The sequence below is a fragment of the Caulobacter sp. Root655 genome (assembly GCF_001427665.1).
Lineage (GTDB): Bacteria > Pseudomonadota > Alphaproteobacteria > Caulobacterales > Caulobacteraceae > Caulobacter.
The window spans coordinates 44364-66762 of sequence record NZ_LMHC01000023.1; the positions used below are offsets into that span (position 1 = coordinate 44364).

15 protein-coding genes are annotated in these 22399 nt (G+C 66.5%); 9 read left to right on the plus strand and 6 right to left on the minus strand.

Annotation, left to right across the window (positions count from 1 at the left end):
* Positions 1–31 precede the first annotated feature (31 nt).
* The gene (locus tag ASD79_RS15240; RefSeq protein ID WP_056723111.1) at positions 32–1933 is read left to right on the plus strand and encodes a peptide MFS transporter; all 1902 of its coding nucleotides are present in this window, start codon (positions 32–34) and stop codon (positions 1931–1933) included.
* Between the two features lie 865 nt (positions 1934–2798).
* Here the strand turns inward: ASD79_RS15240 and ASD79_RS15245 are convergent.
* Together ASD79_RS15245 and ASD79_RS15250 are read right to left on the minus strand one after the other, a co-directional pair.
* On the minus strand, positions 2799–5744 hold the full coding sequence (locus tag ASD79_RS15245; RefSeq protein ID WP_056723112.1) for a TonB-dependent receptor: 2946 nt from the start codon (positions 5742–5744) through the stop codon (positions 2799–2801).
* A gap of 392 nt (positions 5745–6136) precedes the next feature.
* Positions 6137–6907 (minus strand): hypothetical protein, encoded by a 771-nt coding sequence (locus ASD79_RS15250; RefSeq protein ID WP_368664869.1) that lies wholly within the window; start codon positions 6905–6907, stop codon positions 6137–6139.
* A 356-nt stretch (positions 6908–7263) separates the two neighbouring features.
* Here ASD79_RS15250 and ASD79_RS15255 point away from each other — a divergent pair, with 356 nt between their 5' ends.
* The 3 genes from ASD79_RS15255 to ASD79_RS15265 are packed head-to-tail and all read left to right on the plus strand — an operon-like array spanning position 7264 to position 11786.
* On the plus strand, positions 7264–7578 hold the full coding sequence (locus ASD79_RS15255; RefSeq protein ID WP_082584966.1) for a PAAR domain-containing protein: 315 nt from the start codon (positions 7264–7266) through the stop codon (positions 7576–7578).
* Positions 7579–7582: 4 nt separating this feature from the next.
* On the plus strand, positions 7583–11044 hold the full coding sequence (locus ASD79_RS15260) for a DUF4123 domain-containing protein (RefSeq protein ID WP_056723117.1): 3462 nt from the start codon (positions 7583–7585) through the stop codon (positions 11042–11044).
* 13 nt (positions 11045–11057) lie between these two features.
* Complete coding sequence (locus tag ASD79_RS15265; protein ID WP_056723120.1) at positions 11058–11786, plus strand: hypothetical protein; 729 nt, start codon at positions 11058–11060, stop codon at positions 11784–11786.
* Here the strand turns inward: ASD79_RS15265 and ASD79_RS23985 are convergent.
* The 4 genes from ASD79_RS23985 to ASD79_RS15280 all read right to left on the minus strand — a co-directional run bounded on the left by ASD79_RS23985 (position 11776) and on the right by ASD79_RS15280 (position 14648).
* The gene (locus ASD79_RS23985; protein WP_156400532.1) at positions 11776–11928 is read right to left on the minus strand and encodes a hypothetical protein; all 153 of its coding nucleotides are present in this window, start codon (positions 11926–11928) and stop codon (positions 11776–11778) included. The genes ASD79_RS15265 and ASD79_RS23985 overlap by 11 nt on opposite strands.
* Positions 11929–12053: 125 nt before the next feature.
* Positions 12054–12566 (minus strand): hypothetical protein, encoded by a 513-nt coding sequence (locus ASD79_RS15270; protein ID WP_056723122.1) that lies wholly within the window; start codon positions 12564–12566, stop codon positions 12054–12056.
* A gap of 31 nt (positions 12567–12597) precedes the next feature.
* Complete coding sequence (locus ASD79_RS15275) at positions 12598–13218, minus strand: thioesterase domain-containing protein (protein ID WP_056723125.1); 621 nt, start codon at positions 13216–13218, stop codon at positions 12598–12600.
* 206 nt (positions 13219–13424) lie between these two features.
* Positions 13425–14648 carry a peptidoglycan DD-metalloendopeptidase family protein gene (locus tag ASD79_RS15280; RefSeq protein ID WP_056723127.1) on the minus strand — a complete coding sequence of 408 codons (1224 nt, stop codon included), beginning with the start codon at positions 14646–14648 and terminating at the stop codon, positions 13425–13427.
* Positions 14649–14915: 267 nt separating this feature from the next.
* Between ASD79_RS15280 and tssK the strand changes: the two genes are divergently transcribed.
* Genes tssK through ASD79_RS15305 form a run of 5 tightly spaced genes read left to right on the plus strand, consistent with a single transcriptional unit; the run spans position 14916 to position 22378 of the window.
* Positions 14916–16259 (plus strand): type VI secretion system baseplate subunit TssK, encoded by a 1344-nt coding sequence (gene tssK, locus ASD79_RS15285; RefSeq protein ID WP_056723128.1) that lies wholly within the window; start codon positions 14916–14918, stop codon positions 16257–16259.
* On the plus strand, positions 16256–17641 hold the full coding sequence (gene icmH, locus ASD79_RS15290; RefSeq protein ID WP_056723131.1) for a type IVB secretion system protein IcmH/DotU: 1386 nt from the start codon (positions 16256–16258) through the stop codon (positions 17639–17641). Before tssK ends, icmH begins: the two co-directional genes overlap by 4 nt.
* A 7-nt stretch (positions 17642–17648) precedes the next feature.
* Complete coding sequence (gene tssM, locus ASD79_RS15295) at positions 17649–21095, plus strand: type VI secretion system membrane subunit TssM (RefSeq protein WP_056723132.1); 3447 nt, start codon at positions 17649–17651, stop codon at positions 21093–21095.
* Positions 21077–21628, plus strand: a complete 552-nt coding sequence (gene tagF, locus ASD79_RS15300; RefSeq protein WP_162252368.1) for a type VI secretion system-associated protein TagF — start codon at positions 21077–21079, stop codon at positions 21626–21628. Before tssM ends, tagF begins: the two co-directional genes overlap by 19 nt.
* 9 nt (positions 21629–21637) lie before the next feature.
* Complete coding sequence (locus ASD79_RS15305) at positions 21638–22378, plus strand: PP2C family serine/threonine-protein phosphatase (protein WP_056723135.1); 741 nt, start codon at positions 21638–21640, stop codon at positions 22376–22378.
* Positions 22379–22399 lie beyond the last annotated feature (21 nt).

Here is a 22399-nt window from a genome sequence, read left to right on the forward strand (position 1 = left end):
TGACCAGGATCGAACAAATCAAGGTCCATCCATGAACATCGTCATCGTCATGGGTATCCTGGTCACCCTCTTGACCGGCGTCCCCGTACTGATCCAGCTGCTGCGAGATCACCCCAGGGGTCTGCTGATCCTGTTCTTCGCCGAGATGTGGGAGCGTTTCTCCTATTACGGCATGCGCAGCATCCTGATCTTCTATCTGACGCAGCACTTTCTGTTCGACCCGAAAACGGCGGGCGCCCATTACGGCTCCTATACGTCCCTCGTCTATCTGCTGCCACTGATCGGCGGCTTCCTGGCCGACCGGTATCTGGGGGCCCGCAAGGCGGTGATCTTCGGCGCCGTCCTGTTGATCGCCGGCCACCTGACCATGGCGATCGAGGGCGCGCCCGCCACCCAGACCCTGACCTATCGCGGCCACACCTACGACTTCGTGTCCGAAGGTCGCGGCGAAGGCCGGGTCTCGAAGTTGATGGTCGAGAACAAGCCCTATGCGGTGACGGCCTCCAAGACCGGAGACTTCGCCATACAGGGCCTGCCGGAAACCGCCCCCATCCCGACCGTACTGCCCAAAGGCCAGTACCAGTTGGGCGTCACCGGCCGGGACCCGGCCTATCTGAACATCTTCTGGTTCGCCCTGGCCCTGATCATCGTCGGCGTCGGCTTCCTCAAGCCCAACATCTCGACCATCGTCGGCCAACTCTATCCGCCGGGCGACCGTCATCGCGATCCAGGCTTCACCCTCTACTATTACGGCATCAACCTCGGCTCGTTCTGGGCCTCGATCCTCTGCGGCCTCCTGGGTGTGACCGTCGGCTGGTGGGCGGGCTTTGGCCTCGCGGGCCTGGGCATGGTGGCCGGTTTCGTGGTCTTCGTGCTGGGCAAGCCGCTGCTGCAAGGCAAGGGCGAGCCGCCGGCCCCCAAGCAGCTCGATCAGCCGCTGCTGGGCCCGCTGAACCGCGAAGGACTGATCTACATCCTGTCCTTGGTCGGCGTCGCTGCGGTGTGCTTCCTCGTGCGGTACACGGGGATGGTCAACTGGACCCTGATCGCCGGCATGCTCGCCTCCCTGGGCTACATCCTGTGGTTCATGTTCGCCAAGTGCGACAAGGTCGAACGCGAACGCCTGGGCCTGGCGGTGTTCCTGATCTTCGGGGCGGTCGTCTTCTGGACCCTGTTCGACCAGGCCGGCTCGTCGCTCAACCTGTTCGCGGCCACCAATGTCGATCTCGATCTGGTCGCCAATCCGGTGCGGCTGTTGAACGGCGCCGTCACCCTGGCCACGCCCGAACAGCTGGCGGCCGCAGGCGTCGACAAGGCCTCGACCTTCTGGGTCAACACCAGCTTCAACGCCGCCCAGACCCAGGCCCTGGCCTCCGGCTGGCTCCTGATCTTCGCCCCGGTCTTCGCCTTCCTGTGGACCTGGCTGGGCCAGCGCGGCAAGGATCTGAACCCCGTCGTCAAGTTCGGCCTGGCCCTGCTGCAGGTCGGCGCCGGCTTCCTGCTGCTGCAGTTGGGCGCGCACTTCGTCGACGGCGTCTTCCGCATGCCGCTGGCCTTCCTGCTGCTGATGTACCTGCTGCACACCACCGGCGAGCTGTGCCTGTCGCCGGTCGGCCTGTCGCAGATGACCAAGCTGTCGCCGGCGGCGATGGTGTCGTTCGTCATGGCCGTCTGGTTCATGGCCGTGTCGATCGCCGGCAAGGTGGGCGGCTTCATCGCCGGCCTGACGGCCACCGAGACGGTCGGCGGCCAGGTGCTCGACCCGAGCGCGGCCCTGGCCAAGTCGCTGATGGTGTTCAACTGGATCGGCGGCATCGCCATGGTGATCGGCCTGGGCTTCCTGGCCCTGGCCCCGGTCCTCAAGAAGTGGTCGCACGGCTCGGACGAAACCGATCATCACGCGCCGGTGGACACCGCGACGAAGGCCGGCTGAGCGGCCGGCCCTTTTCGTTGGCGACTTGCCGCTCAGGGGATCAAGACCCTCCCCCTGTGGGGGAGGCGATCGCGCAGCGATCGGTGGGGGGAGGTTTGGGATCGTCGATCCGGGATCTGGCCATCGCCGAATACTCCCCCCTCCGTCGGCTTCGCCGACACCTCCCCCACAGGGGGAGGATCTCTCACGCGGAAAGCCCGCTGAGCTTGTGGGGGAGGGTGCGAAGCGCCCGGGCCTCGCCCGGATGATTTGCAGTTTTGAATACCGTTTCGACGAAGTTCAGGCGCTTCGCGCGGCCGTTATCCGGAAGCCTTCGGATCGCGGATTTTTAACCCGCTCCGATGGAGGCCCCCGACGGGCAGGACGTTGGCGCGCCCTGGACCGCATGGGCGATTTCAGCCCATGCCTGCTGGCCTGTTCCCTCTATCCCGGGCGCCGCAGCTTCGTCGCGACTGAGGCGAACCTGCTCCGGACCGACCTGGGACGTCCCTGTGGGACACGACGGACAAGCCTTCCCGCTCGACCACCCCCGAAGACCGCATCGGTCGCCGTACGTGCGCCCTCCCCGTGCCTTCAGGTGAGATCATTATTGGGGCGACCGGAGAGGGTGAGCATGGAAAAAAGTGAGAAAATCGTAGGGCTTTGAAATCGTTGAACCTGACCGCCCTCTATCCCGTAAATCGCGGGGATGGACGACACTACGACCCTCTCCCRYCGGGAGAGGGTTCAGGATGATCAGGGACGCTTCATCACGCAAAAAGACAGCCACCGGCGCTGGGCGCGGTGGCTGTTGAGTTCACCTAGGGGGAGATGACCCTCGAGCACCAGCGAGACCTTCGCCGATCCTCGAGGGAAGCTGGAGGCCTTAGAAGTCCATGGTCAGGCCCACGAACAGCGTCCGGCCCATCGGGTCGTAGACGCCCGGATAGGTATTGCCGTTGCCGAAGGAGCTGAGCAGCCCGGCCGCGATCACCGGCGGGTCCTTGTCGAAGGCGTTGTTCATGCCCGCCCGCAGCGCCAGTTGCTCGCGCACCTTCCAGGTCGCCGCCAGATCGAAGTAGCTGTAGGCCTTGATCTTGCGATTGATCTCTATGTAGTCGGGGCTATGCAGGGAGGGATTGCTGTCGTTGCTCGACAGGCTGGTCCCACCGAAATAGCGCCAGTTGGCCGAGATCGTGGCGGGGACCCACGGCAGGGTCCAGGTCGTTCGCAGTTGATGGCGCCAAGCCGGATTGGGCTGGCCGCAGGTCGGACCGAACAGGCCCTTGCAGTTGTAGGCGCCCAGACCCGGCAACTGCTCGATCTTGCGGCTGTTGAGGTAGGTGCCCACGAAGCTGAAATCGAGGCTGCCCCAGTCGCCGCCCTTGGTCAGCGACGACAGGTCGAGGCGGTAGTTGCTGGTCACGTCGACGCCGGAGGTCTGCAGGAAGCCCGTATTCAGGTTGGTGGCGACGATATAGCCGCGGTCGCCGAACAGCACGCCCGAGGTCGGGTCGCGATGGAACAGGCTGCAGAAGTACGGATTGCCGGTCTCGGTGCACTGTTTGATCACGGTCGGGGCGTCGACCGAGCCGATATACTTGTCGACATAGATGTCGAAATAGTCGAGCGACATCGAGAAGCCCGGCAGGAAGCGCGGGGTCAGCACGACGCCGGCCGTGCGGGTGTCGGCCACTTCCGGCTTCAGGTTAGGATTGCCGCCGCCCTGGGTGACACAGGTTTCGGCTGGGCACGGGAGGATCTTGCCATATTGGGCGGCCGTGACGCCGGTGAGCGCGCAGGCCGCGGCGGACGCCTCCAGCGTCGACATCGCGCAGGGGTCCTTCGCCGAAACATTGCCCAGCGACTGAGGCGCGAACAACTCGCTGATATTGGCCGCCCGCACCGCGCGGTTGTAGCTGGCCCGGAACCGCACATCCGAGGTCGGCGCATATTGCAGCTCGACCTTGTAGGTCGAGACCCGCTTGTCGAGGTAGTCGTACTTCGACGTCCGATAGCCGGCATTGACCGACAGGCTCTTGATGAACGGCGCGTCCTGGACCAGCGGCAGGTCCATTTCGCCATACATCTCGTTGACGCTGAAGGCCCCGGCGTTTTCCTTGGTGCCAGCGGCCTGGGCCAGGGCGTCGGCCTCGAACTTCAGCTCCTCGCGGCGATGCTCGACGCCGAGGGCCAGGGCGACGCCGTCATTGGCCCACGGGCTCTTGATCCCGTACTGGCCAAGATCGCCGTTCACCGTCGCGCTCAGCACCTTCTCGCGCTGCACGCCGTGGGTGTAGGTCGGGGCATAGAGGTACTTGTAGGCCGCCGCGCTGAGGCCCTGGTACTTGAATACGTCGATCGGCACGCAGGACGGATCGGTTCCGTCGACCACCGACTTGCAGGTCGGCGTCCCGTTGACATTGACCACCTGCAGGGCCTTGGCCGCCTTGGCGTTGTCGACGTTGTTCTTGTAGCTCTCGTCGAGCACCACCTGCGAGTAGAGGAAGCCGGCGTCATAGGTCCAGCCTGGCGCGATCTCGCCGCGCGAGCCGAAGTTGATGCGGTAGGCGGTGTGGCGCAGGTCGTCGCGCCGGGGCGAACTGCCCGGCCCGGTCAACCGGTAGCCGATGAAGGTGTCCTGGTTGACGTCCGTGCCGGCGGTCGCCCCGCAGAGCGTCGCCGCCTGGGAGGCCGACATCAGCGGGTTGTTGCAGTTGATCTTGAACGTCGTCCCCTGGAACAGGGCGGACGGCGCCGCCTGCGAGAAGGTGTGGTCGTCCATGAACATGAAGCTGCCGTAGAGCTCGGCGGCCTTGCTGACTTCATAGTGCGCGAACGCGCCGGCCGTATAGCGGCTGTCCGAGCGCTGGATGTAGTTGCTGGGCGCGTAGTTGTAGAGGAACGAGCTGTCGTACGGGACCCAGGTCTTGTTCCCGTCCTTGGTGTTGTTCAGCGTCAGCCCCGCATTGGGCCCGCTGAGCAGGCTGAACAGGCCGTATTCGTTGTTGCTGGAGCCGCCGCAGACCAGGGCGTTGCTCTGGGGCCCGGTCAGGTTGAGGCCGCAGGCCGAATAGTCGCGGGTGTCCTGGGTGACCGGTTTTAGCTCGCGATAACCGACATAGAAGGTGACATTGCCCTTGCCGTCCGGGGCGTTCATCCCGAAGGCCAGGTTGACGTCGGTCCGCGCCCCGTCGGTGACCGAGCTCTCCGGAAGTTTGTAGCCCGCCGTGGTGATCAGCGACCTGGGATAGCTGCTGTCGTTCCTGTGCTGGGCGATGCCGTACTGGGCGTCCAGCCGCACGCCGTTGAGATCCTTCTTGAGGATGAAATTGACGACGCCGGACACGGCGTCGGACCCGTAGACCGCCGACGCGCCGCCCGTCACAACATCCACCCGATCGACCAGGGCGCTGGGAATGAAGTTCACGTCGGCGGTCTCGGTCGGCAGCATTCGCTGGCCGTCCACGAGCACCAGGACGCGGCTGGAGCCCATGTTGCGCAGGTTGACCCGCGCCGTGCCGTCCGAGCCGTTCGAGCCGTTCTCGTTGGAGTCGGCGGTGACCTGCGGCAGGCGGTTGAGCACGCTCTCGATCGAGGTGGCGCCCTGGTACTTGATCTCGTCACCGCCGACGACGGTCATCGGACTGGCCGAGACCAGGTTGGGCCGCTTGATCCGCGACCCCGTCACCACCACCGCATCCAGGGTCGCCGGCTCGTCCGCCGTCGCGACCTCTTGGGCGAAAGCGGTCGGAACCCCAGCCACGACCGACAGGAACGCGACGGCCGCGGCTCCCGCCAAAAGATCAAGACGCGCCAGTCTGCTGCGCATGGAAGTCCCCTCCAACGTCGCGCCTCCGATAGACGCGCTTCGACTTCAGGAAGGCATGATTGTATGATTTATGTCAAATATCTTATACGATATACGTATAATGCCGTGCGAAGAGCCCGTTTTAGTGACGCCTTCGGGCCCCCTTCGAGGCCCCGCGGAATGTCGATCGCCCGACTTCGTTGGGCGTGCGGCGGCGCCTGCCGCGCCGCCGGCTTCCAGCTTCTCGCGCGACTTGCTCAGATGGTTGTCGATAGTCCGCTCGGGCGCGGCGCTCCGGACAGGCGGGCGTCGATGAGCTCGCCACGGGAGAACACCCGCATGGGCGCCCTGGCCCAGGCTAGCGCGGAAAATCGACAGCCTTCCCCGCGGGCGGATCGACGGCTGTAAAGCCGCTATCGCGGGCGCGGAACCCGCATGGCGAGGATCTCTCGGGTCCGCCGCGTGATGCCGTAGAGCATGCCTTTATCGCTCTCATCCCAATCGATGGCTTGGCCTTCGGCCTCCATGGCCAAGGTCTCGACGTGGTCCAGCACGCCGCCGCCCATGGGCAGCCGCAGGACGTACAGTTCCGGCAGGTCGTGGCCACTCAGATAGAGCTTGCCGTCCGGACCCCAGCCGCCGCCCGAGATACTCATCGGCGCGATGCGCTCCAGCACGATGGCCGGAAGACCCCAGGCCTCCAGCCGCCGCCACTGGTCGTCGAACTTCACCAGGGTGGTGTGCCGGTGGTCACGCGGCGCTTCGCCGCCCTTGCCGTCATAGTTGGCGAACATCGCCCACCAGAAGCCGTCGTGGCGGTCGATCCAGGTGACCGAGCCCGTACCCAGGCCCAACGAGATACTGCGCCTGTGGGCCAGGGTCATCGGATCGAACACCTCGACGGTGCTGACATGAGGCGTGCCGGGAAAGTTGGAACTGGCGCAGACCAGGTCCTTGGCGATCACGGCGCATGAGTTGATGTGGGGGAAGCGAGCCTTCTCGCCGACCCACTCCGCCCGTTTCTCCCCGGTCTTCTTGTCGAAGCGGACCAGCTTGAAGTTGCTGACCGCATAGACGTCGTTGGGGCCGACGGCGGCGCCCTGGCCGGCGTCGCCGTCATAGCGACGCACGGTCTCGGCCTCGCGGGTGATCGCGGGAACGGGTTTATCGGCCGCCTGCAGCATCAGCGCCGCGAAGAGTTCCAGAACCATCGATCGTTCTCCGTCTTCCGCCTTCGGGACCGAAAACCTCGCCCTTCGACAAGCTCAGGATGAGTTTTCTACTGAACGGCGGTCAAATGGTCCTCATCCAGGCCTCAGCCACACCGTCCGCGGTGGCCGAGCACGCGGCGGAGTTCTTGCCCCACTGAAGATCCAGCGTGAATTTCAATGCAATTTAGAGGATTGTCCGGCCGTCACGCGAACGATAACGTCGCGCCATACATGGATCGGCCAGCGCCCGGACTCGGGGGGCGAGCGTGACCGGACCGCTTCGCTCGTAGCCGCTTCTGTTGAGGTGGATAGTGCCGCCCGCGTCAAGAATGACTGATCTGGAAGCGTGTCCGATGGTGGGCGTGAGCCCCATTGTCACCGGGGCGGCGACCGTGTTCATCGAAGGGCTTCCCGCGGCCCGCAAGGGCGACAAGCTGGGTTGTGGCGGCGTAACCCAGATTGAATCCGGCTCGCCTACCGTTTCCATCGAAGGATCGCTGGCCGCGCGCATAACCGACACCACCTGTCACAAGGGCGTGCTCACCACGGGCGCTTTGACGGTCCTGATCGGCAACGGCGGCGCAGGTCGGTCAACGACCTTGGATGACGCCCATCGCAACTCAGCCCCCTTCGTTCGTGCCTGAGGCCATGGCTGCTGGGCCCCACGAAGCTGGTTCGCCGAATGGCGTTCAAACGCCGCTGCACCTTCGGCGCATAGCACCCTCCTACCTGCGGGAGGCGGCCGACGCGGGGAACCTCTATGCGGTCGTCGATGGCTGCGCGGCGCCGACGATTTCCGATCTGGCGCGGTCGCTTGGCCCGGGCCGAGCCGCCTGCCTGTACCTTGGCGACGCGGCGACCAACTACGGCGACAAGGCGCCCTATCTGCTGCAGGTCGATAGCGCCTTGGCCGCATCGCTGGGCGATGGCGCCAGCGATGCGGCCTGGGGCTGTTTCGTCGTGTCGTCGAGCGGCTTCGAGGCGGTGCGCCGACATCTGCGCGGCTGGCTGACGGTCAATTCACCGGAGGGCGAGGCCTGGCTGTTCAGATTCTGGGACCCTCGGCTCCTGCCCGTCTTCCTGCGCGCCTCCCGGCCCGACGAGCTGAACGCGTTTTTCGGCCCTATCGACGCCTTCGCCGTCGTCGATCCCGCCGGCGACGCCTTCGCGGCCTGGCGGGACACGGCGACCACCGAGGTCGCGCCGCGCCGGCCCGTCGGGGGCCGCTACGCCATCAGCCAAGCCCAGGTGACCGCGTTCCGCCGCGCCGGCATGGCCGACAGCCTGGTCAAGACGTTCTCCGAACCGCAGTCGGCGCGCCGCGACCCTGACAGCGATACGGTGCTGGTCCGCGCGCCGGACGGCGGGATCACCCAGATGGTCCCGGGCGAGGACGGCGCGATCGGCGCGGTGATCAGTCCCCTGGGTCGCCGCTGGTCGATGGACTATCGGGAGGACGGCAAGCTCGTCCGCCTGGTGACGCCGACGGGCTCGGAATTGACTCTGCGGCACGACGCGGCGGGACACGTGGCTAGCGTCGCCCGGGATGGCGTCGAGCGCTTCCAGGCCATTCACGACCTGCACGGACGCGTGCAACGGATCGATTTTCCCGACGGCACCGCCGCCCACACCGCCTACGCCCTCGAGGGTCGGGCGGCGTTGGCCGATACCGACGGCGACCTGGTGTCGGCGCGCCGCGACCGATTGGGACATGTCGAGCAGTTCGGCTACGACCGCGAGCGCCTCGTCGCGGCGGTCGACGGCGCCGGAAACGCCACGCGCTTCGCTTATGAGACCTCGCGCCGGCCCGACGCGACCGTGTTCGCCGACGGACGCCGCGAGACCTACGACTACGACCCCGCCGGTCACCTCCTGCGGCTCGCGCGGACCGACGGTGCGACGCTCAACATCCGGTGCGACGACAAGGGTCGCCCGCTCCGGATCGCCGTCCAGGGCGGCGACGAAGCCACCTTCGAATACGACGGCGAGGGTCGCCTCGTCGCCGCCCGCAACGCGCTCTGCGCTCTGGCCTGGCGCTACGACGCCGCCGGCCGGGTGGTGGAGGAGCGGCAGGGCGAGGTCGTCGTCGGCTACCGGTACGACGAGGTCGGCCTGGTGGGCCTGACCTATCCCACCGGCGAGACCGTCGCCTATCGCCGCGACCTGGACCAGCGCGTCGTCGAGATCAGCGACTGGTCGGGCCAGCCCTATCGGGTCGATTATGGCGAAAACGACGCCGCCTGGCGGCTGACGGGCCCCGACGGCCTCGTCTCGACCGCCTGGCAGAACCGCGTCGGACTGACCACCGCGGTGAAGGTCGAGGTCGGCGGCGCGGCCCTCTGGGAGACCGCCTACGCCTATGACGACGAGGATCGGCTGCGCGAGCGGCGCGACCCGCGCCTGGGCGTGGTGACCTATGACTATGACGCCGAAGGTCAGCTGACCAGCGTGGCGCGCGGCTCGAGCGTCGAGCGGTTCGCCTATGACGGAGCCGGCAACCGCACGCTCAGCGGGGCCGGAGCGGCGGCCTTCGATCCGCTCAACCGCATGCTGTCGCAAGGCGCCAGCCGCTTTGCCCATGACGACCGCGGCGCGATGATCGAGCGGGCGGGCCCCGAGGGTGTCTGGCGCTTCACCCATGACGCCTTCGATCGCCTGGCCTCGGCCCAGGACCAGTGGGGGCGGCGCGTCACCTTCGGTTACGACCCCCTCGGCCGGCGGATCTGGAAACGCGCCGTGGCCGGGCCGCTGGAGACGATCACCCACTTCGTCTGGGCCGGCGAGCAGGTCATCCGCGAGACCACCCAGATCAACGGCCAGGACTATGTCTGGGACCTTGGCGATTCCGCCAAGCCCGGGGCCCGCGACTACCTCTACTGGCCCCAGGGCTGGACGCCGCTGCTGCTGCGCGAAGGCGGGACCGTCTATCGCTATCATACCGACCCGGCCGGCGTGCCCGTCCGGCTGACGGCGCCAGGCGGCCGCACCGTGTGGGAGGCCGATCTCGACGCCTTCGGCCAGGCCCAGGTTAGGGTCGGCGAGATCGCCCAACCCTTGCGGCTGCCCGGCCAGTACGCCGACGACGAGTTCGGCCTGGGCCTGCACTATAACCGCTTCCGCTACTACGACCCGGCGATCGGCCGCTACATCAGCCGCGACCCGATCGGGGTGGCGGGCGGGCTGAACCTCTACCTCTACGCCGGCAACGACCCGATCAACCGCGCCGACCCGCTGGGTCTGTGGTGGAAGATGGCGCTGACGGTCCTGGCGGCGGTGGCGGTGGCCGCCGTGGTCGTCCTCACGGCCCCGATCTCCGGGCCTCTGCTGCTCCTTGCGGCCGGGGCGGCGGCGGGCGCGGCGGCGGGCATGGTCAACGAGGCCCTGAACCAGGAGACCTTCTGCCTTCACTGCATCCTGCTGGCGGGCCTGAAGGGCGCTGCGGTGGGCGCGATTGCGTCGGTTCCATTCATGTTCCTGCCCGCCGCCGCCGGCTACGCCGCCTTCGCCGGCGTCGGGGGCCTGAGCGGGTTCATCGGCTATGCCGCGGACTGGGCGATGACCCCCGGCGCGGAGTGGAGCTGGAAGTCGGCGGCGATCGCCACCGGCCTGGGCGCCGTCCTGGGGCCAGCGGCCAAGTACGTCGGCGGGCGGATCGCGGCGCGAAGGCCTGTCGCTTCAAATCCGGAGCCGCCCCCCGCGACGAGCGGAAGAACGCGCGGACCCGACGGTCGATTTACCTCGAGCGGCGAAGCCCCGGCCGTCTACAATCGATCCACTCAATATCCGAGCGGCTATCGGGCGGGCGTCGTGGACGAAGTGCTCGACGCCAATACGATCCGCAGCGGCCCCAACGCCGGAAAGGTTCGCACCGCCGACGGCGACATCGTGGCGAGAAATGACCCCAGGCTTACGATCGAACATAACAAACCCGTTGTGGAGCATTGGAACGAAACTGGATACAATTCCACCAGGGGCGTTCGAAACGACTTCTACAACAATACAGACAACATGAGCCTCCGACTTCGTTCCGCCAACAGCGCGGATGGTGGCAGAATGTCTGCATCGGGCATTCGATATCGCCAAGATGTTGGAACGAGTTATTCGAGATAGATAGAGAATCGAAATGATTACGATTTCAAAATTGAAAGATAACTTCTATCCGGTCGACGAAATCGATGGAAACGTCGTAAGATGCGGTGACGAGCTGCCAAAAACGACGATCTATACGTACTTCATGATCTGCAATGCTCCCGCGCATTCTCCGATTACGGTATCCGACAATAAAATTGACGATGAATTCGCCAAGCTGGTCTTGAAATCCCGCGGCTGCGAAGGCGCGATCGGCCTGACCAAGGCGGAACTCGCGCCGAACAGCTATGGCTTTTCACATGTGCTCTACGTCCCCCCTCAGTATCACTCCGAACTGAAGGGGCGGCTGGACGCCGATCGCGACAAGGTCACGCTTTGCATCCCCATCTTCAAATCGGAATTCTCGGGATCGGAGACACTTGAGGAGTTCACCGAACTACGGAAACACGTCGTTCCAACATATCGCTGGGACCGGGAAGTCACGCCGAAGATCTCCCTTCGTTTTGACAACATCAAGACAAAGAGCGGAACTGGGGACGGCTACGTCTACGCGCGCTTTGAACAGGTTCTCAAGGAAGTGGAAAATCTTCTTGGCGACAGAGACGGCTTCATCGAGATCCTCAACTACAAAAATGACGTTGTGGAGATCGTGTTTTCAAAGGAAGAGGAATTTTCCTGGATCCGGAATCGCGACGACGCGGCGGGCGAGCCCATTCTGATCGACGCAATCCGCGCCAAACTGTGGACCTTCCTCACGGAGTGAACGCGACGTCGACGCGGAGAGCGACGTCGGTCGAGCGAGGCGCACGGAGCGCCTCGCGATACGCCCGCGCGGTGAGGCGATCAGCGGCTCCCGTGAGTTCGATCACGGGCTTTGCGCGGTGGAGGTCCAGCTTGATGGCCATTCAGGATTTGATCGCGACGATCAACGCGGATCTTCCGACGGCTCCTGACAGAAGCCTGCGCCTGAACCGCCGCGCGGACTTCTGGTGCGCCGCGCCGCCCAGGAGCCCCCTGCCCGCTCTTGGCGTCAGATGTAGCGCCGCGGCGCGGTGACCAGCTTGTCCGTGGTCACTGGCCCGGCGATCAGCGACAGCAGGAACGGGTCTGGCGCACGCCCCGTGTCGGTGACAGGGATGATCAACTGGATCGACCCGCCGGCATAGGAGCGTCGCGTCTGGCGCCCGCCACGATCCTGCTCGGCGCCCGACACCTTGGGCTGGAACTTGGTGGCGCCCCAGCACGCCTGGACGGCGTGGTTTTTCGGCACGTCCATGAACCAGGCCAGGCCCTTGTCGCCCCAATCGTCGCAGACGGCCCACCTCTGGCTCACCGCCTTGACGAGATGCTTGCCCGAGGGCCCGGCGGAGAGGATCTCAGCCACCTCGCTGCCATAGAGCCAGAAGCGGCCCAGACGACCGTTCGCGCCACGGCCGGAGTCACTGAACCGCACCAGGCGGATCGGTCCGGCGATCTCCGTGAAGCGGAAGAACCGGCCTTCGAAGGAGTCGGCTTCCTGGACGCTGATATCGAACGGGCTCATCGGAATCCTCCACCAGGCAAGGGGCCTTGCTTCAACCCTTCAAGGTCACGTCGACGCCGTTCGCCTTGAGCTGCCCGGTCATCCAGTCGGCGACCGCCAACGAGCAGGCCCGGTCGCCGACCACATCAGCCCAAGGCACGCCGCCGGCCGCGCCATGCGTGCCCGTGAACTTCTTTTCCTCGAGCACCCCGTGGCCATCGAGCCAGCGGCCGGTGTTGTAGAAATAGAACCGCGACTTGACCGGATTGCGGATCCAGAAGGCCAGGCTGCGGGCCGTCCGCGCATGGGCGACGAAATCGACATTGTCGGGGATGGTCTGTGACAGGCCCAATTCGCTGGTCTGCATGTCGACGGCGTCGAAGAGGAACATCGCCTTGACGCGCTTGCCCTGGGCCTTGAGCCGCTTGGCCGCGATGATCGCGGTGCAACCGCCGCGACTGTAGCCCACCAGCATCAGCGAACCAGACCCGCCTTGCGCCGCGCCCACCGCGCGGTCGGCGATCGTGGAAACTTCCTTGCCCGTCAGCGAGGGGCCCCGGAAATAGGTGCTTCCCACCACTTGCTTGTTGATCTGGCTGGGGAACGAGTTCCCCATTTCCTTTGCGTAATCCTGGTCGCTGTCAGGTCCGGTTCCATCGATGATGACGATCATACTCTCTCTCGCTGGCCTGAATTGCGAGGGGAGCCTAGCGTCGGCGCACAGCTTACTCAATACAGCTTTGCCACCTTTTGTTGTAATCGTGAAAATGTGCTTGCAAGTCAATCGGATACGGAAGCCATAAGCAAGGTAACCAACTCCAGGCCACAGCAACGTCGCGCCTTTATATTATAGCTTAAGCTTGGGAACCTTTCTGAAACTTACCCGTTTTGGGCAGCCCTTAGAGCATCCAGCCGGTCGCGCACTTTTCGGAAGGCCGCCAAAGCTTCACCATTGAGGCTTCGCCCACTGGTGGTCTGAAAGGTCATCGGGTCGACCTGCGCACTATCGACAATCACCTCGTAGTGCAGGTGAGGCCCCGACGAGAGGCCGGTGTTGCCCGAAATGCCGATAGCCTGGCCTTGTCGCACCGAGGCGCCGACGACGATGCCGGGCGTGTAGCCAGACAGGTGAGCGTAGGCCGTCTGCAGATCCGGCGAGTGCCTGATCCGGATGAAGTTTCCATGGCCGCCATGCGGGCCCACGAAATCCACCACGCCGTCGCCAGACGCATAGACCGTCGTCCCCACGGGAACGGCGAAATCGGTGCCCTTATGGATCCGGGTGTAGCCGAGCACGGGATGCCGCCTGGGCCCGAAGCTGGACGTGATGCGCGCGCCCTCGACCGGCGTACGCATCAGCCCCCTGACAACGCTGGCGCCATTGCCGTCGAACCAGCTGGGCCGGGCGTCGCCGGGCGGCTGGAAGAGATAGAGCGCACGCGATTTGGTCTGGGTCTGCAATGACGCGTAGACAAGCCGTTCGGCGCCCACGATGTCGCCCTGGCCATCGACCTTTTGCTCGAACGCGGCCTCGAAGATGTCGCCCGGCCTGATTTCCCGCTGGAAATCGAAATCGAAGGCGAAGGCGCCGGCGAAATCATTCACCAGCAAATCCACGACGCCCGCCGCCACGGCGGAGGAATAGAAGCTGTTGGCGTCCATTTCCCCGCGCACCACCTTGATCCGGACGTTCAGATCCGAGGCCAGGGACTTGGCGACGAGGCGACCGCTGGCGTCGGGCTGGATAAGCAACCCCGAACCGTCCGCGCGGCGGAGCTCCACCGTTTCGACGGAACCGGCCTGGCCGGTTGGAAAACTCAACGAGACCCTCAGTTCGCCGGGCGCGCCCGCCAAACTCTCGTTGGCCAGCAAGCCAAGTCGCAGCGCTCGGTCAGAAGGAACGCCCTCGGCCATCAGGGCGGCGGCCAGATCCTGAACGCGACCGATCACCAGCGCACGCCGAAACCCGCCATACGGCGTGGCGGTGGGGGCGGTTGCGGCGGCGGGCGGGGATTGCACGGGCGCGGCGGGGCGATGCCAGAGGCTCCAGCCCACCACGGACAACAGGGCCAACGACGCCCCGCCGGAGATCACCCACAGCACAGGCCTCCTTATGCTCAAGCTTGTTCGAGACAATCTCGCCCCGCCCGTATTCACGGCTTCGGACGAGACAGATTTCCGCCGCCAGCTACGAGGATCGAAAGATGGTTCGTCTTCCCGTGCGCCGCGCATCCATCTCTCGTTGCTTGCGTTTCCACAAGCATAACCGCACGGCGCGCGAGAGCCAGGGCTGGAGATGGCAAATGCGACTTCCGCCGCCCCAGCGACTAGTGTTTAAGTGGTATTTCTAGAGTCCGTCGAGGGAAGCGTATGCAGAGCGACAGCCGCGTCGCATGGCGCGAGGGCCTATTCCTTCGACAGCAGCATTTTCAGCAGCAGGATCGGTATTTGGAGGCTTTGGTCGCGACGCGCGCCAACAGCCTGCGTCCCTATCCGTGGGGCGTATCGCAGCTGAAGATCAACGCCGACCTCGCGGCCTTGGGCAAGTTCGCGATCGAATCGATGAATGGCGTGCTGCCCGACGGCTTGCCGTTTTCGATACCCGGCGACCTGCCGCCGCCGCCGCCGCTCGACATACCGGCCGACGCGCGCGACGTGGTCGTGTACCTGACCCTCCCCGCCCGCCAGAGTGGCGCGGTCGAGTTCAAGAGCCGGAGCGAACGCGGCGGCGAGACCGTGCGCTATGTCGTGGACGAAGAGGACGTCGCCGACTCGTTTTCCGACGAACGCGGCCAGGAGCCCATCGAGGTGGCCAGGCCGAACCTGGCGTTCGGCGTCACACAGGACCAGACCTACGGGCGCGTGCTGCTGGGGTTGGCGCGGGTACGCGAAGTCCACAACGGCGCCGTCGTCTTCGACGAACGCTACATCCCGCCAACCCTGGACATCCGGGCCAGCCCCCGGCTGTCAGGCTTCCTGAGCGATATCATCGGCCGGGCCTCGCAACGCGTCGACGAACTGGCCCTGCGCGCCGTCGAGGCGACGGATGGCGGGGCCGAGACCTTCGCCAGCTTCCTGCTGTTGCAAGCGCTCAATCGGTGGAACAGCCAACTTCGCCACCTGGCGGCCCTGCCAGCCGTTCATCCCGAGCGGCTGTATGAAGCCTTCCTGGGCATGGCCGGCGAACTGGCGACCCTGACGCGTCCCGATCGACGCCCCCCGCCCTTCCCGGACTATGTCCACGAGCAATTGCAGCTGACGTTCGAGCCCGTGTTCGAGGTGCTGCAGACCGCCCTCTCGGCCGTGTTCGACCGCTCGGCCATCCAACTGCCCCTGCAGATCGCCGGGCCCGGCGCCTACACCTCGCGGATCACCGATCACAACCTCTACAAGACCGGTTACTTCTACCTGGCCGTCAACGCCCGCGCGTCGCTCGACGACATTCGCGGCCGGTTCCCCGCGGTCGCCAAGATCGGCGCGGTGCAGAAGATGCGCGAAATCGTCGATTCCGCCCTGCCCGGCGTACCGCTGCGGCACACGCCGACCCCGCCGCCGCAGCTGCGTGTGATCCCCGGATACATCTATTTCGAACTCGACCGCTCGGCGCCCGATTGGCGTGACTTCGCCAACGCCGCGGCGCTGGGCCTTCACGTCGCCGGCGAGTGGCCCGACCTCAAGCTTGAGCTCTGGTGCGTCAAGGGAACCGGGCGATGACCGACGACGGCGACGAGAAAAACCCGAACAAGACGGTTTTTCGACCGTCACCGTTGCAAAATCTGCGTCAATCGAGCCAGCCGTCGGCCGCGCCGGCCTTCACGCCCGACGACGTGGCGGCGTTCGCGTCTTCGCCCTTCAAGTCAACACGGGCGCCCCGCCGCGCGACCGGCCTCGACGATGATATCCCGCTTCCGCCAGCGGCCGCGCGATCGCGAAACCCGATGATGATGGCGGCCGCGCCCATCCTGTCGTTGATCGTCGCCGTCCGCTCCGGCCGCGTTCACCTCGCCCTGCCCGAGCTGCACCAGGAGGCGTCGGCTTCGGTCGCGACGTTCGACCAGGCCCTCGTGACCGCCGGCTATGACACCGAAACCCGACAGCGGGCGCGTTACGCGATTTGCGCCACGATCGACGACATCGCCCAAAACCTTCCCGGACAGGACGCCGATGGCGCGGAATGGGCGCGCCGCAGCCTCGTCGTCCAGGTCTTCAACGAGAACATCGGCGGCGACCGTTTCTGGCGCCTGCTCGACGACATGCTGGCCAAGCCGGCGGAATTCGCCAACCTGATCGAACTCTACCACGCGTGCCTCGCCGCCGGCTTCGAGGGCCGCTATCGCGTCGCGCCCGACGGAAAGCGCCGCCTGCACGAGATCATGGCCAGCGTCTATGCGGCGCTGAGTCATACGCGCGGCCTGTCCCAGACCGAGCTGTCGCCCCGTTGGCGGGGTCAGCCGACACCGGCCGCGCGGGTCAGCTTCTGGGCGACCCTGGCGCTGGCCGGCGCCATCGCCCTGGGCGTCCTGCTGGCCCTGTTCATTCTTCTGCGCGTGGTGCTGATCCAGACGGGGCAGCCGTCCCTGGCCGCCCTGAAGGCCATCAATCCGGACCAGCCTCTGCGGATGTCGCGCGTCGCGCCCGCGCCGCCGGTTCTGACCAGCACTCAACTCCAGCGCCTCCAGGGTTTCCTCGCGCCCGAGATCGCCCAGCACCTGGTGGCGGTCGAGCAGGACGCCCAGTCCATCCGCGTGCGCACCACGGTCGGGCAGTTGTTCCGGTCCGGATCGGACAAGCTGGAACCTGGTCGCGAGGCGCTGTTCGCCCGGATCGGCGCGGCCATCGAGGCCGAGCGCGGCTCGGTTCGGGTGGAAGGCCATGCCGACACCGATCGTCTGGCCAGCATCACGTTCCCGGACAATTTCGCGCTCTCCAAGGCGCGCGCCGACGCGGCCGCCAGGATCCTGCGCGGCAAACTCACTGACCCCGCTCGCGTCAGCACCGAGGGCTTCGGCGACAGTCAGCCGATCGCACCCAATTCCTCCGCGAACGGCAAGGCGCTGAACCGCCGGGTCGAAATCGTCATTCCGCGCGCCGAATAGGGCCACGATGAAGCGTTTCTTCCTGAATTGGTGGTTGCTCACCAGCCTGGCGGCGATCCTGGTCGTGGTGCTGCTGGTGCTGGTCCTTCCCCTGGTCGCGCCGTTCCTGAGGCCCTGGTGGGTCAAGGCCTTGCTGGTCGTCCTGGTCGCGACGGCGTGGGGCGCCTTCGCCACGCTCCGGGTGCTGAAGGCCCGCCGGGCCGCCGCCGAGATCGCCAAGCAGTTGGCCGTGGTCTCGCCCGGCGACGTCGAGGCCGAGGCCCTGGCCAACCGCATGCGCGCGGCCTTGGCCAAGCTGAAGACCGCGGTCGGCGACAAACGCGACTATCTCTACGCCCGCCCATGGTACGTCATCATCGGCCCTCCCGGGGCCGGCAAGACCACCGCCCTGCTGAAGTCCGGCGTGCAGTTTCCGTTCGCCGACGCCGCGTTGAAGGGCGTCGGCGGCACCCGGAACCTCGACTTCTGGTTCGCCGACGACGCCGTCCTGGTCGACACGGCCGGGCGCTACACCACCCAGACCTCGGACTCGGCCGTCGACCAGAAGGGCTGGGACAGCTTCCTCAAGCTGCTTCGTCGCACCCGCCCGCTGCAACCGATCAATGGGGTCATGGTCGCCATCGGCCTGGACGAAGTCCTCAATTCGGATCGCGCTGGCCTGGACGAGCACGCCGCGGCCGTACGGCGGCGCCTCCTGGAACTCCGTCGCTCGCTCGAGGTCTCGGCGCCGGTCTATGTGCTGTTCACCAAGGCCGACCTGCTGGCGGGTTTCAGCGAGTTCTTCGACGACCTCGACGTCGAGGGGCGACGCGCCATCCTGGGGGCCACCCTGCCCCTGGAACCGGCGACAGGCCTGGAAGGCGTGCTCGCCGAATTCGACGCCGTGGTCCAGGCCTTGGCCGACCGCGTCGCCAAGCGCCTGCAGGAAGAAACCGACCCGCGTCGCCGCAGCCTGATCCTGGCCTTCCCCTCCCAGGTCGCGTCGCTGCGCGCCCGGCTCAGCCGCTTCCTGGACGGCGCCCTGCTGGCGGAGCAGGACACGCCGCCGATGCTGCGCGGTTTCTACTTCACCAGCGGCGTGCAGGACGGCGCGCCACTGGACCGGATCCTGGGTGAGGTCGCCGCTGTCTACGACGCGCCGAGCGCCCGGCCCACCGGACCGCTGGGCCAAGGCGGCCGAGCCTATTTCCTCAACCGGTTGCTCAAGGAGGTGATCTTCGCCGAGGCCGGCCTGGTCCAGAGCGACGCCAACGCCCGCGCGCGACGTCGCACGGCGCTGATCGCCGGCGTCGCGGGCGTAGCGGTGGTGTCCCTGCTGATCGCCACGCTGTGGGCTGTCAGCTTCGCCAAGAACCGGACGCTTCAGGATCAGCTGCTCAACGGCGCCCAGAACGTCAACGCCGAGGTTCGCAACACCGGGGTCGACCTGGTCGAGGTGCGCGAAGGCGATCCCGATCTGGAACAGGCGCTCTCGCTGATCCGCGCGTTGCGTGACCTGCCGCGGGGTCATGCCGACCAGGCCAAGGGCGGCGCCCCGCTGATGATGCGTTTCGGCCTCTTCCAGGGCGGCCACGCCAAGGCCGCGGACCAGGCCTACCGGGAATCCCTGCAACGCATCCTGCTGCCGCGCATCCTGCTGCGCCTCGAGCGCTACATGCAGGACCACGCCCAGGAGCCGCTCAAGGTCTATGAGCCCTTGAAGGTCTATCTGATGTTGGGCGGCCAGGGACCGCTGGACCCGAAGACCGTCAAGGCGTGGGTGACGGATGACTGGGCCGAGAACGCCTTGCCAGGCGCCGACCGCGCCGAGGTCCGCGAGGAACTGGGCAAGCACCTGGACGCCCTGCTCGCGGACCCGCAATTGGGCCGGGTGTGGCCGGAACGCAAGGCGCCGCTGGATGGCGCGTTGATCGAGTCGACGCGCGCGGCGGTGCAAACCCTGTCGCTCGCCGATCGGGCCTACGCCATCCTGCGCCAGAAGGCGGCGGCCTCCGACCAGGCCGACTGGCGCGCCGACAGCGTGCTGGCGAGCGGGGATCGCCAGGCCTTCCTGAACGGCGACGCGGTTCTGGACTTGAACGTTCCGTACTTCTTCACGCGCGCGGGCTTCGAGCGGGCCTATCAGCCGGGACTTCAGACCGTGGCGTCGGATCTCGAAAAGGATCTGTGGGTCATGGGCCAGGATGCCGACAAGGCCGCCATCCGGGGCCAGATTTCGCAGGTCAAGCCGGGCGTCGCGGCGCTCTACGCCAAGGAATATATCGCGGCCTGGGATGGCGTGGTGCAGGGCCTGAAACCGGCCGACTACTTCACCAGTCCCGCCGCGCTCGGCGCCTTCACCCGCACCCCGTCGCCGTTGAAGGTTCTGCTGCTGGAGGTGCGCAAGAACACCACCTTCGGCAAGGCCCCGACGGTCAACATGTCCAGCAAGCTGAAGACCGCCACGCGGGTCCTCGGAGCGGCGGTCCTGGACTCGGGCGGCGTCGATGCGGGTCGAACGATTTCCAACTACTTCCACCCGCTGTCGGACTATGTCGGCGACGGCAAGGGCGCGGCGCCCGTCGACGAATTCCTCGCGGCCGTGAAGCAGGCGGCCTCGGCCAACATGGCGGCGGGCGTCGCCGGCGGCGGCCTGGGCGGCGTCGCCGTCCAAGGCCAGTTGGCCACCGCCCTGGGCCAGGTCGCGACGGCGGGGGTCGTCGCCCCACCCCAGCTGCAAGGGTTCGTCACGGAGGCGACCCGGAGCGGAAAGGGCGCCGTGGTGTCCTCCGCCCAGAACGCCATTGGCCAGGAGTACGCCTCCAGTCTGGCCGGTGCGTGCCACGGCGTCAGCGACAATCGCTATCCGCTCTACGGCGCCGCGCAGAACGACGCGACCGCCTCGGACATGATGCGGGTCTTCGGCCTGAACGGGCAGTTCGACAACATGGTCCGCGACCGCCTGCAGCCCTTGCTGCTGACCTCCGGTCCGGTCTGGCGCTGGCGGACGGACGACCCGGTGGCGGCCACGCTGGATCCGGCCAGCGCCGAGCAATTCCAGAAAGCCGCCCAGATCCGCGACTTGCTCACCTCCGGCCTGCCGATCAAGGTCGAGGCGACGGGCTTTGGCGGCTCGGTCACCGCCGCCGAGTTTTCAGCCGGCGGCGCGACCTATCGCTTCGAGCCCAACAGCGTCAGCGCCAAGCCGGTGATGTGGGCGATCTCCGGCCTCCCCGAGGCCCACCTCATCCTCTATGCCGGCCCCAAGGAGGTGCGGCGCTACGAGGGACAAGGCGTCTGGGCGCTGTTCCGCCTGATGGACGCCGCGCAGAAGGAAAACGCCGGTCCCAGCGCCGTCAAGGCCACCTTCGGCCAAGGCGCCCAGTCCTTCACCCTCAAGGTCACCCTGCCCTCCGACAAGAATCCGTTCGGTCGCGGGGGCCTATGGTCGTTCCGATGCCCGGCCAAGCTTTAACGCCCCCGTCCGCCTTCGCGTTCGGCAAGCTGCCGACCCACGGCGACTTCGTGGCCCGGGGGCTGTCAGGCCAGGATCGCGACGCCTGGGACGCCTGGGCCAGCACGGGGCTGGAAGAGGCGCGCATGGCCCTGGGCGAGGCGTTCGAGACCCGCCACGACGCCGCGCCACCTGTTCGCTTTTCCTTCGGCCCGGGGCTCTTTGGCGACGGCTGGCGGACGGGCGCGTTCGCACCCTCCGTCGATTCGACGGGGCGACGCTTCATCATCCTGCTCGGCGCACGCACGGGCCATGCGCCGACCACGGAAACCATCGACCTGCTCGCCTCCGCGGCCGAGGGCGAAATCTATCGTACGTTCGAAGCCGCCGCCGACATCGACGCAATGGTGGTCAGCGCGCAAAGTATCTTCCAAACTCTGGGATCAGAGAGCGACTCGGAGGCTGACGGCCGTTTCTGGGCGCCGGACTCACCGCTCGATATCACTGCCAGCCAACCACCCGCCGACCTGATAATCCGGGTTCTGACGACATAGGAGCTGTCCATGGATGATGGGAGTTTGCGGTTTCACGACGCCACCCTCACCCATCCCGGGAAGGTGCGCAGCGACAATGAGGACCAGGTTCTGGCGCGCCCGGACCAAGGTTTGTGGGCGGTCGCCGACGGCATGGGAGGCCATGCCAATGGCAAGTGGTCGTCCAAGGCCATCACCTCGGCCCTGGAAGCCGCCGTCCTGCCCTCCGACTTCGACGACGCGGCGGCGGCGGCGGCGGCGGCGGTCCATGAAGCGAACGAGCGCATCTGGATCGAGTCGGCGGGCAAGCCCATGGGATCCACCGTCGTGGCCCTGTTGCTGCGCGACAGGAGGTTCGTGGTGCTGTGGGCCGGCGACAGTCGCTGCTATTTGCTCCGCGCCGGCCAGCTTTATCAGCTGACCGTCGACCATTCGCAGGTCCAGGACATGGTCATTTCAGGGCGGCTGACGCCCGAGGAAGCCGAAAACCACCCCATGTCGCACGTCCTGTCGCGGGCGGTGGGCGTCGCGCCCCGGCTCGAGCTGGACGCGGTCTCTGACGAAGCCAAGGTGGGCGACGTGTTCCTGGTTTGCAGCGACGGCCTGACCCGTACGATCCCGGACGCGGAACTGGCGACGATGCTGGCGCAGGGCAACCCGGCGGCGGCGGCGGACGACCTGGTGAAGGTGTGCCTGGAACGCGGCGCGCCCGACAATGTCAGCGTGGTCGTGGTCAATTGCGACGAGACCACGCTGCTGGCGCTGACCTGACGCCCTCGCCCGCGCGCCCAG

What these genes read in the sequence shown, in the direction of transcription:
- ASD79_RS15250 (WP_368664869.1), bottom strand. Translation starts at nt 6,907, where the DNA reads ATGCTGCAGGCGGCCGATAAACCCGTTCCCGCGATCACCCGCGAGGCC.
- tssK (WP_056723128.1), top strand. Translation starts at nt 14,916, where the DNA reads ATGCAGAGCGACAGCCGCGTCGCATGGCGCGAGGGCCTATTCCTTCGA.
- ASD79_RS15275 (WP_056723125.1), bottom strand. Translation starts at nt 13,218, where the DNA reads ATGATCGTCATCATCGATGGAACCGGACCTGACAGCGACCAGGATTAC.
- ASD79_RS15265 (WP_056723120.1), top strand. Translation starts at nt 11,058, where the DNA reads ATGATTACGATTTCAAAATTGAAAGATAACTTCTATCCGGTCGACGAA.
- ASD79_RS15305 (WP_056723135.1), top strand. Translation starts at nt 21,638, where the DNA reads ATGGATGATGGGAGTTTGCGGTTTCACGACGCCACCCTCACCCATCCC.
- tagF (WP_162252368.1), top strand. Translation starts at nt 21,077, where the DNA reads ATGCCCGGCCAAGCTTTAACGCCCCCGTCCGCCTTCGCGTTCGGCAAG.
- tssM (WP_056723132.1), top strand. Translation starts at nt 17,649, where the DNA reads ATGAAGCGTTTCTTCCTGAATTGGTGGTTGCTCACCAGCCTGGCGGCG.
- ASD79_RS15240 (WP_056723111.1), top strand. Translation starts at nt 32, where the DNA reads ATGAACATCGTCATCGTCATGGGTATCCTGGTCACCCTCTTGACCGGC.
- ASD79_RS15270 (WP_056723122.1), bottom strand. Translation starts at nt 12,566, where the DNA reads ATGAGCCCGTTCGATATCAGCGTCCAGGAAGCCGACTCCTTCGAAGGC.
- icmH (WP_056723131.1), top strand. Translation starts at nt 16,256, where the DNA reads ATGACCGACGACGGCGACGAGAAAAACCCGAACAAGACGGTTTTTCGA.
- ASD79_RS15260 (WP_056723117.1), top strand. Translation starts at nt 7,583, where the DNA reads ATGGCTGCTGGGCCCCACGAAGCTGGTTCGCCGAATGGCGTTCAAACG.
- ASD79_RS23985 (WP_156400532.1), bottom strand. Translation starts at nt 11,928, where the DNA reads ATGGCCATCAAGCTGGACCTCCACCGCGCAAAGCCCGTGATCGAACTC.
- ASD79_RS15245 (WP_056723112.1), bottom strand. Translation starts at nt 5,744, where the DNA reads ATGCGCAGCAGACTGGCGCGTCTTGATCTTTTGGCGGGAGCCGCGGCC.
- ASD79_RS15255 (WP_082584966.1), top strand. Translation starts at nt 7,264, where the DNA reads ATGACTGATCTGGAAGCGTGTCCGATGGTGGGCGTGAGCCCCATTGTC.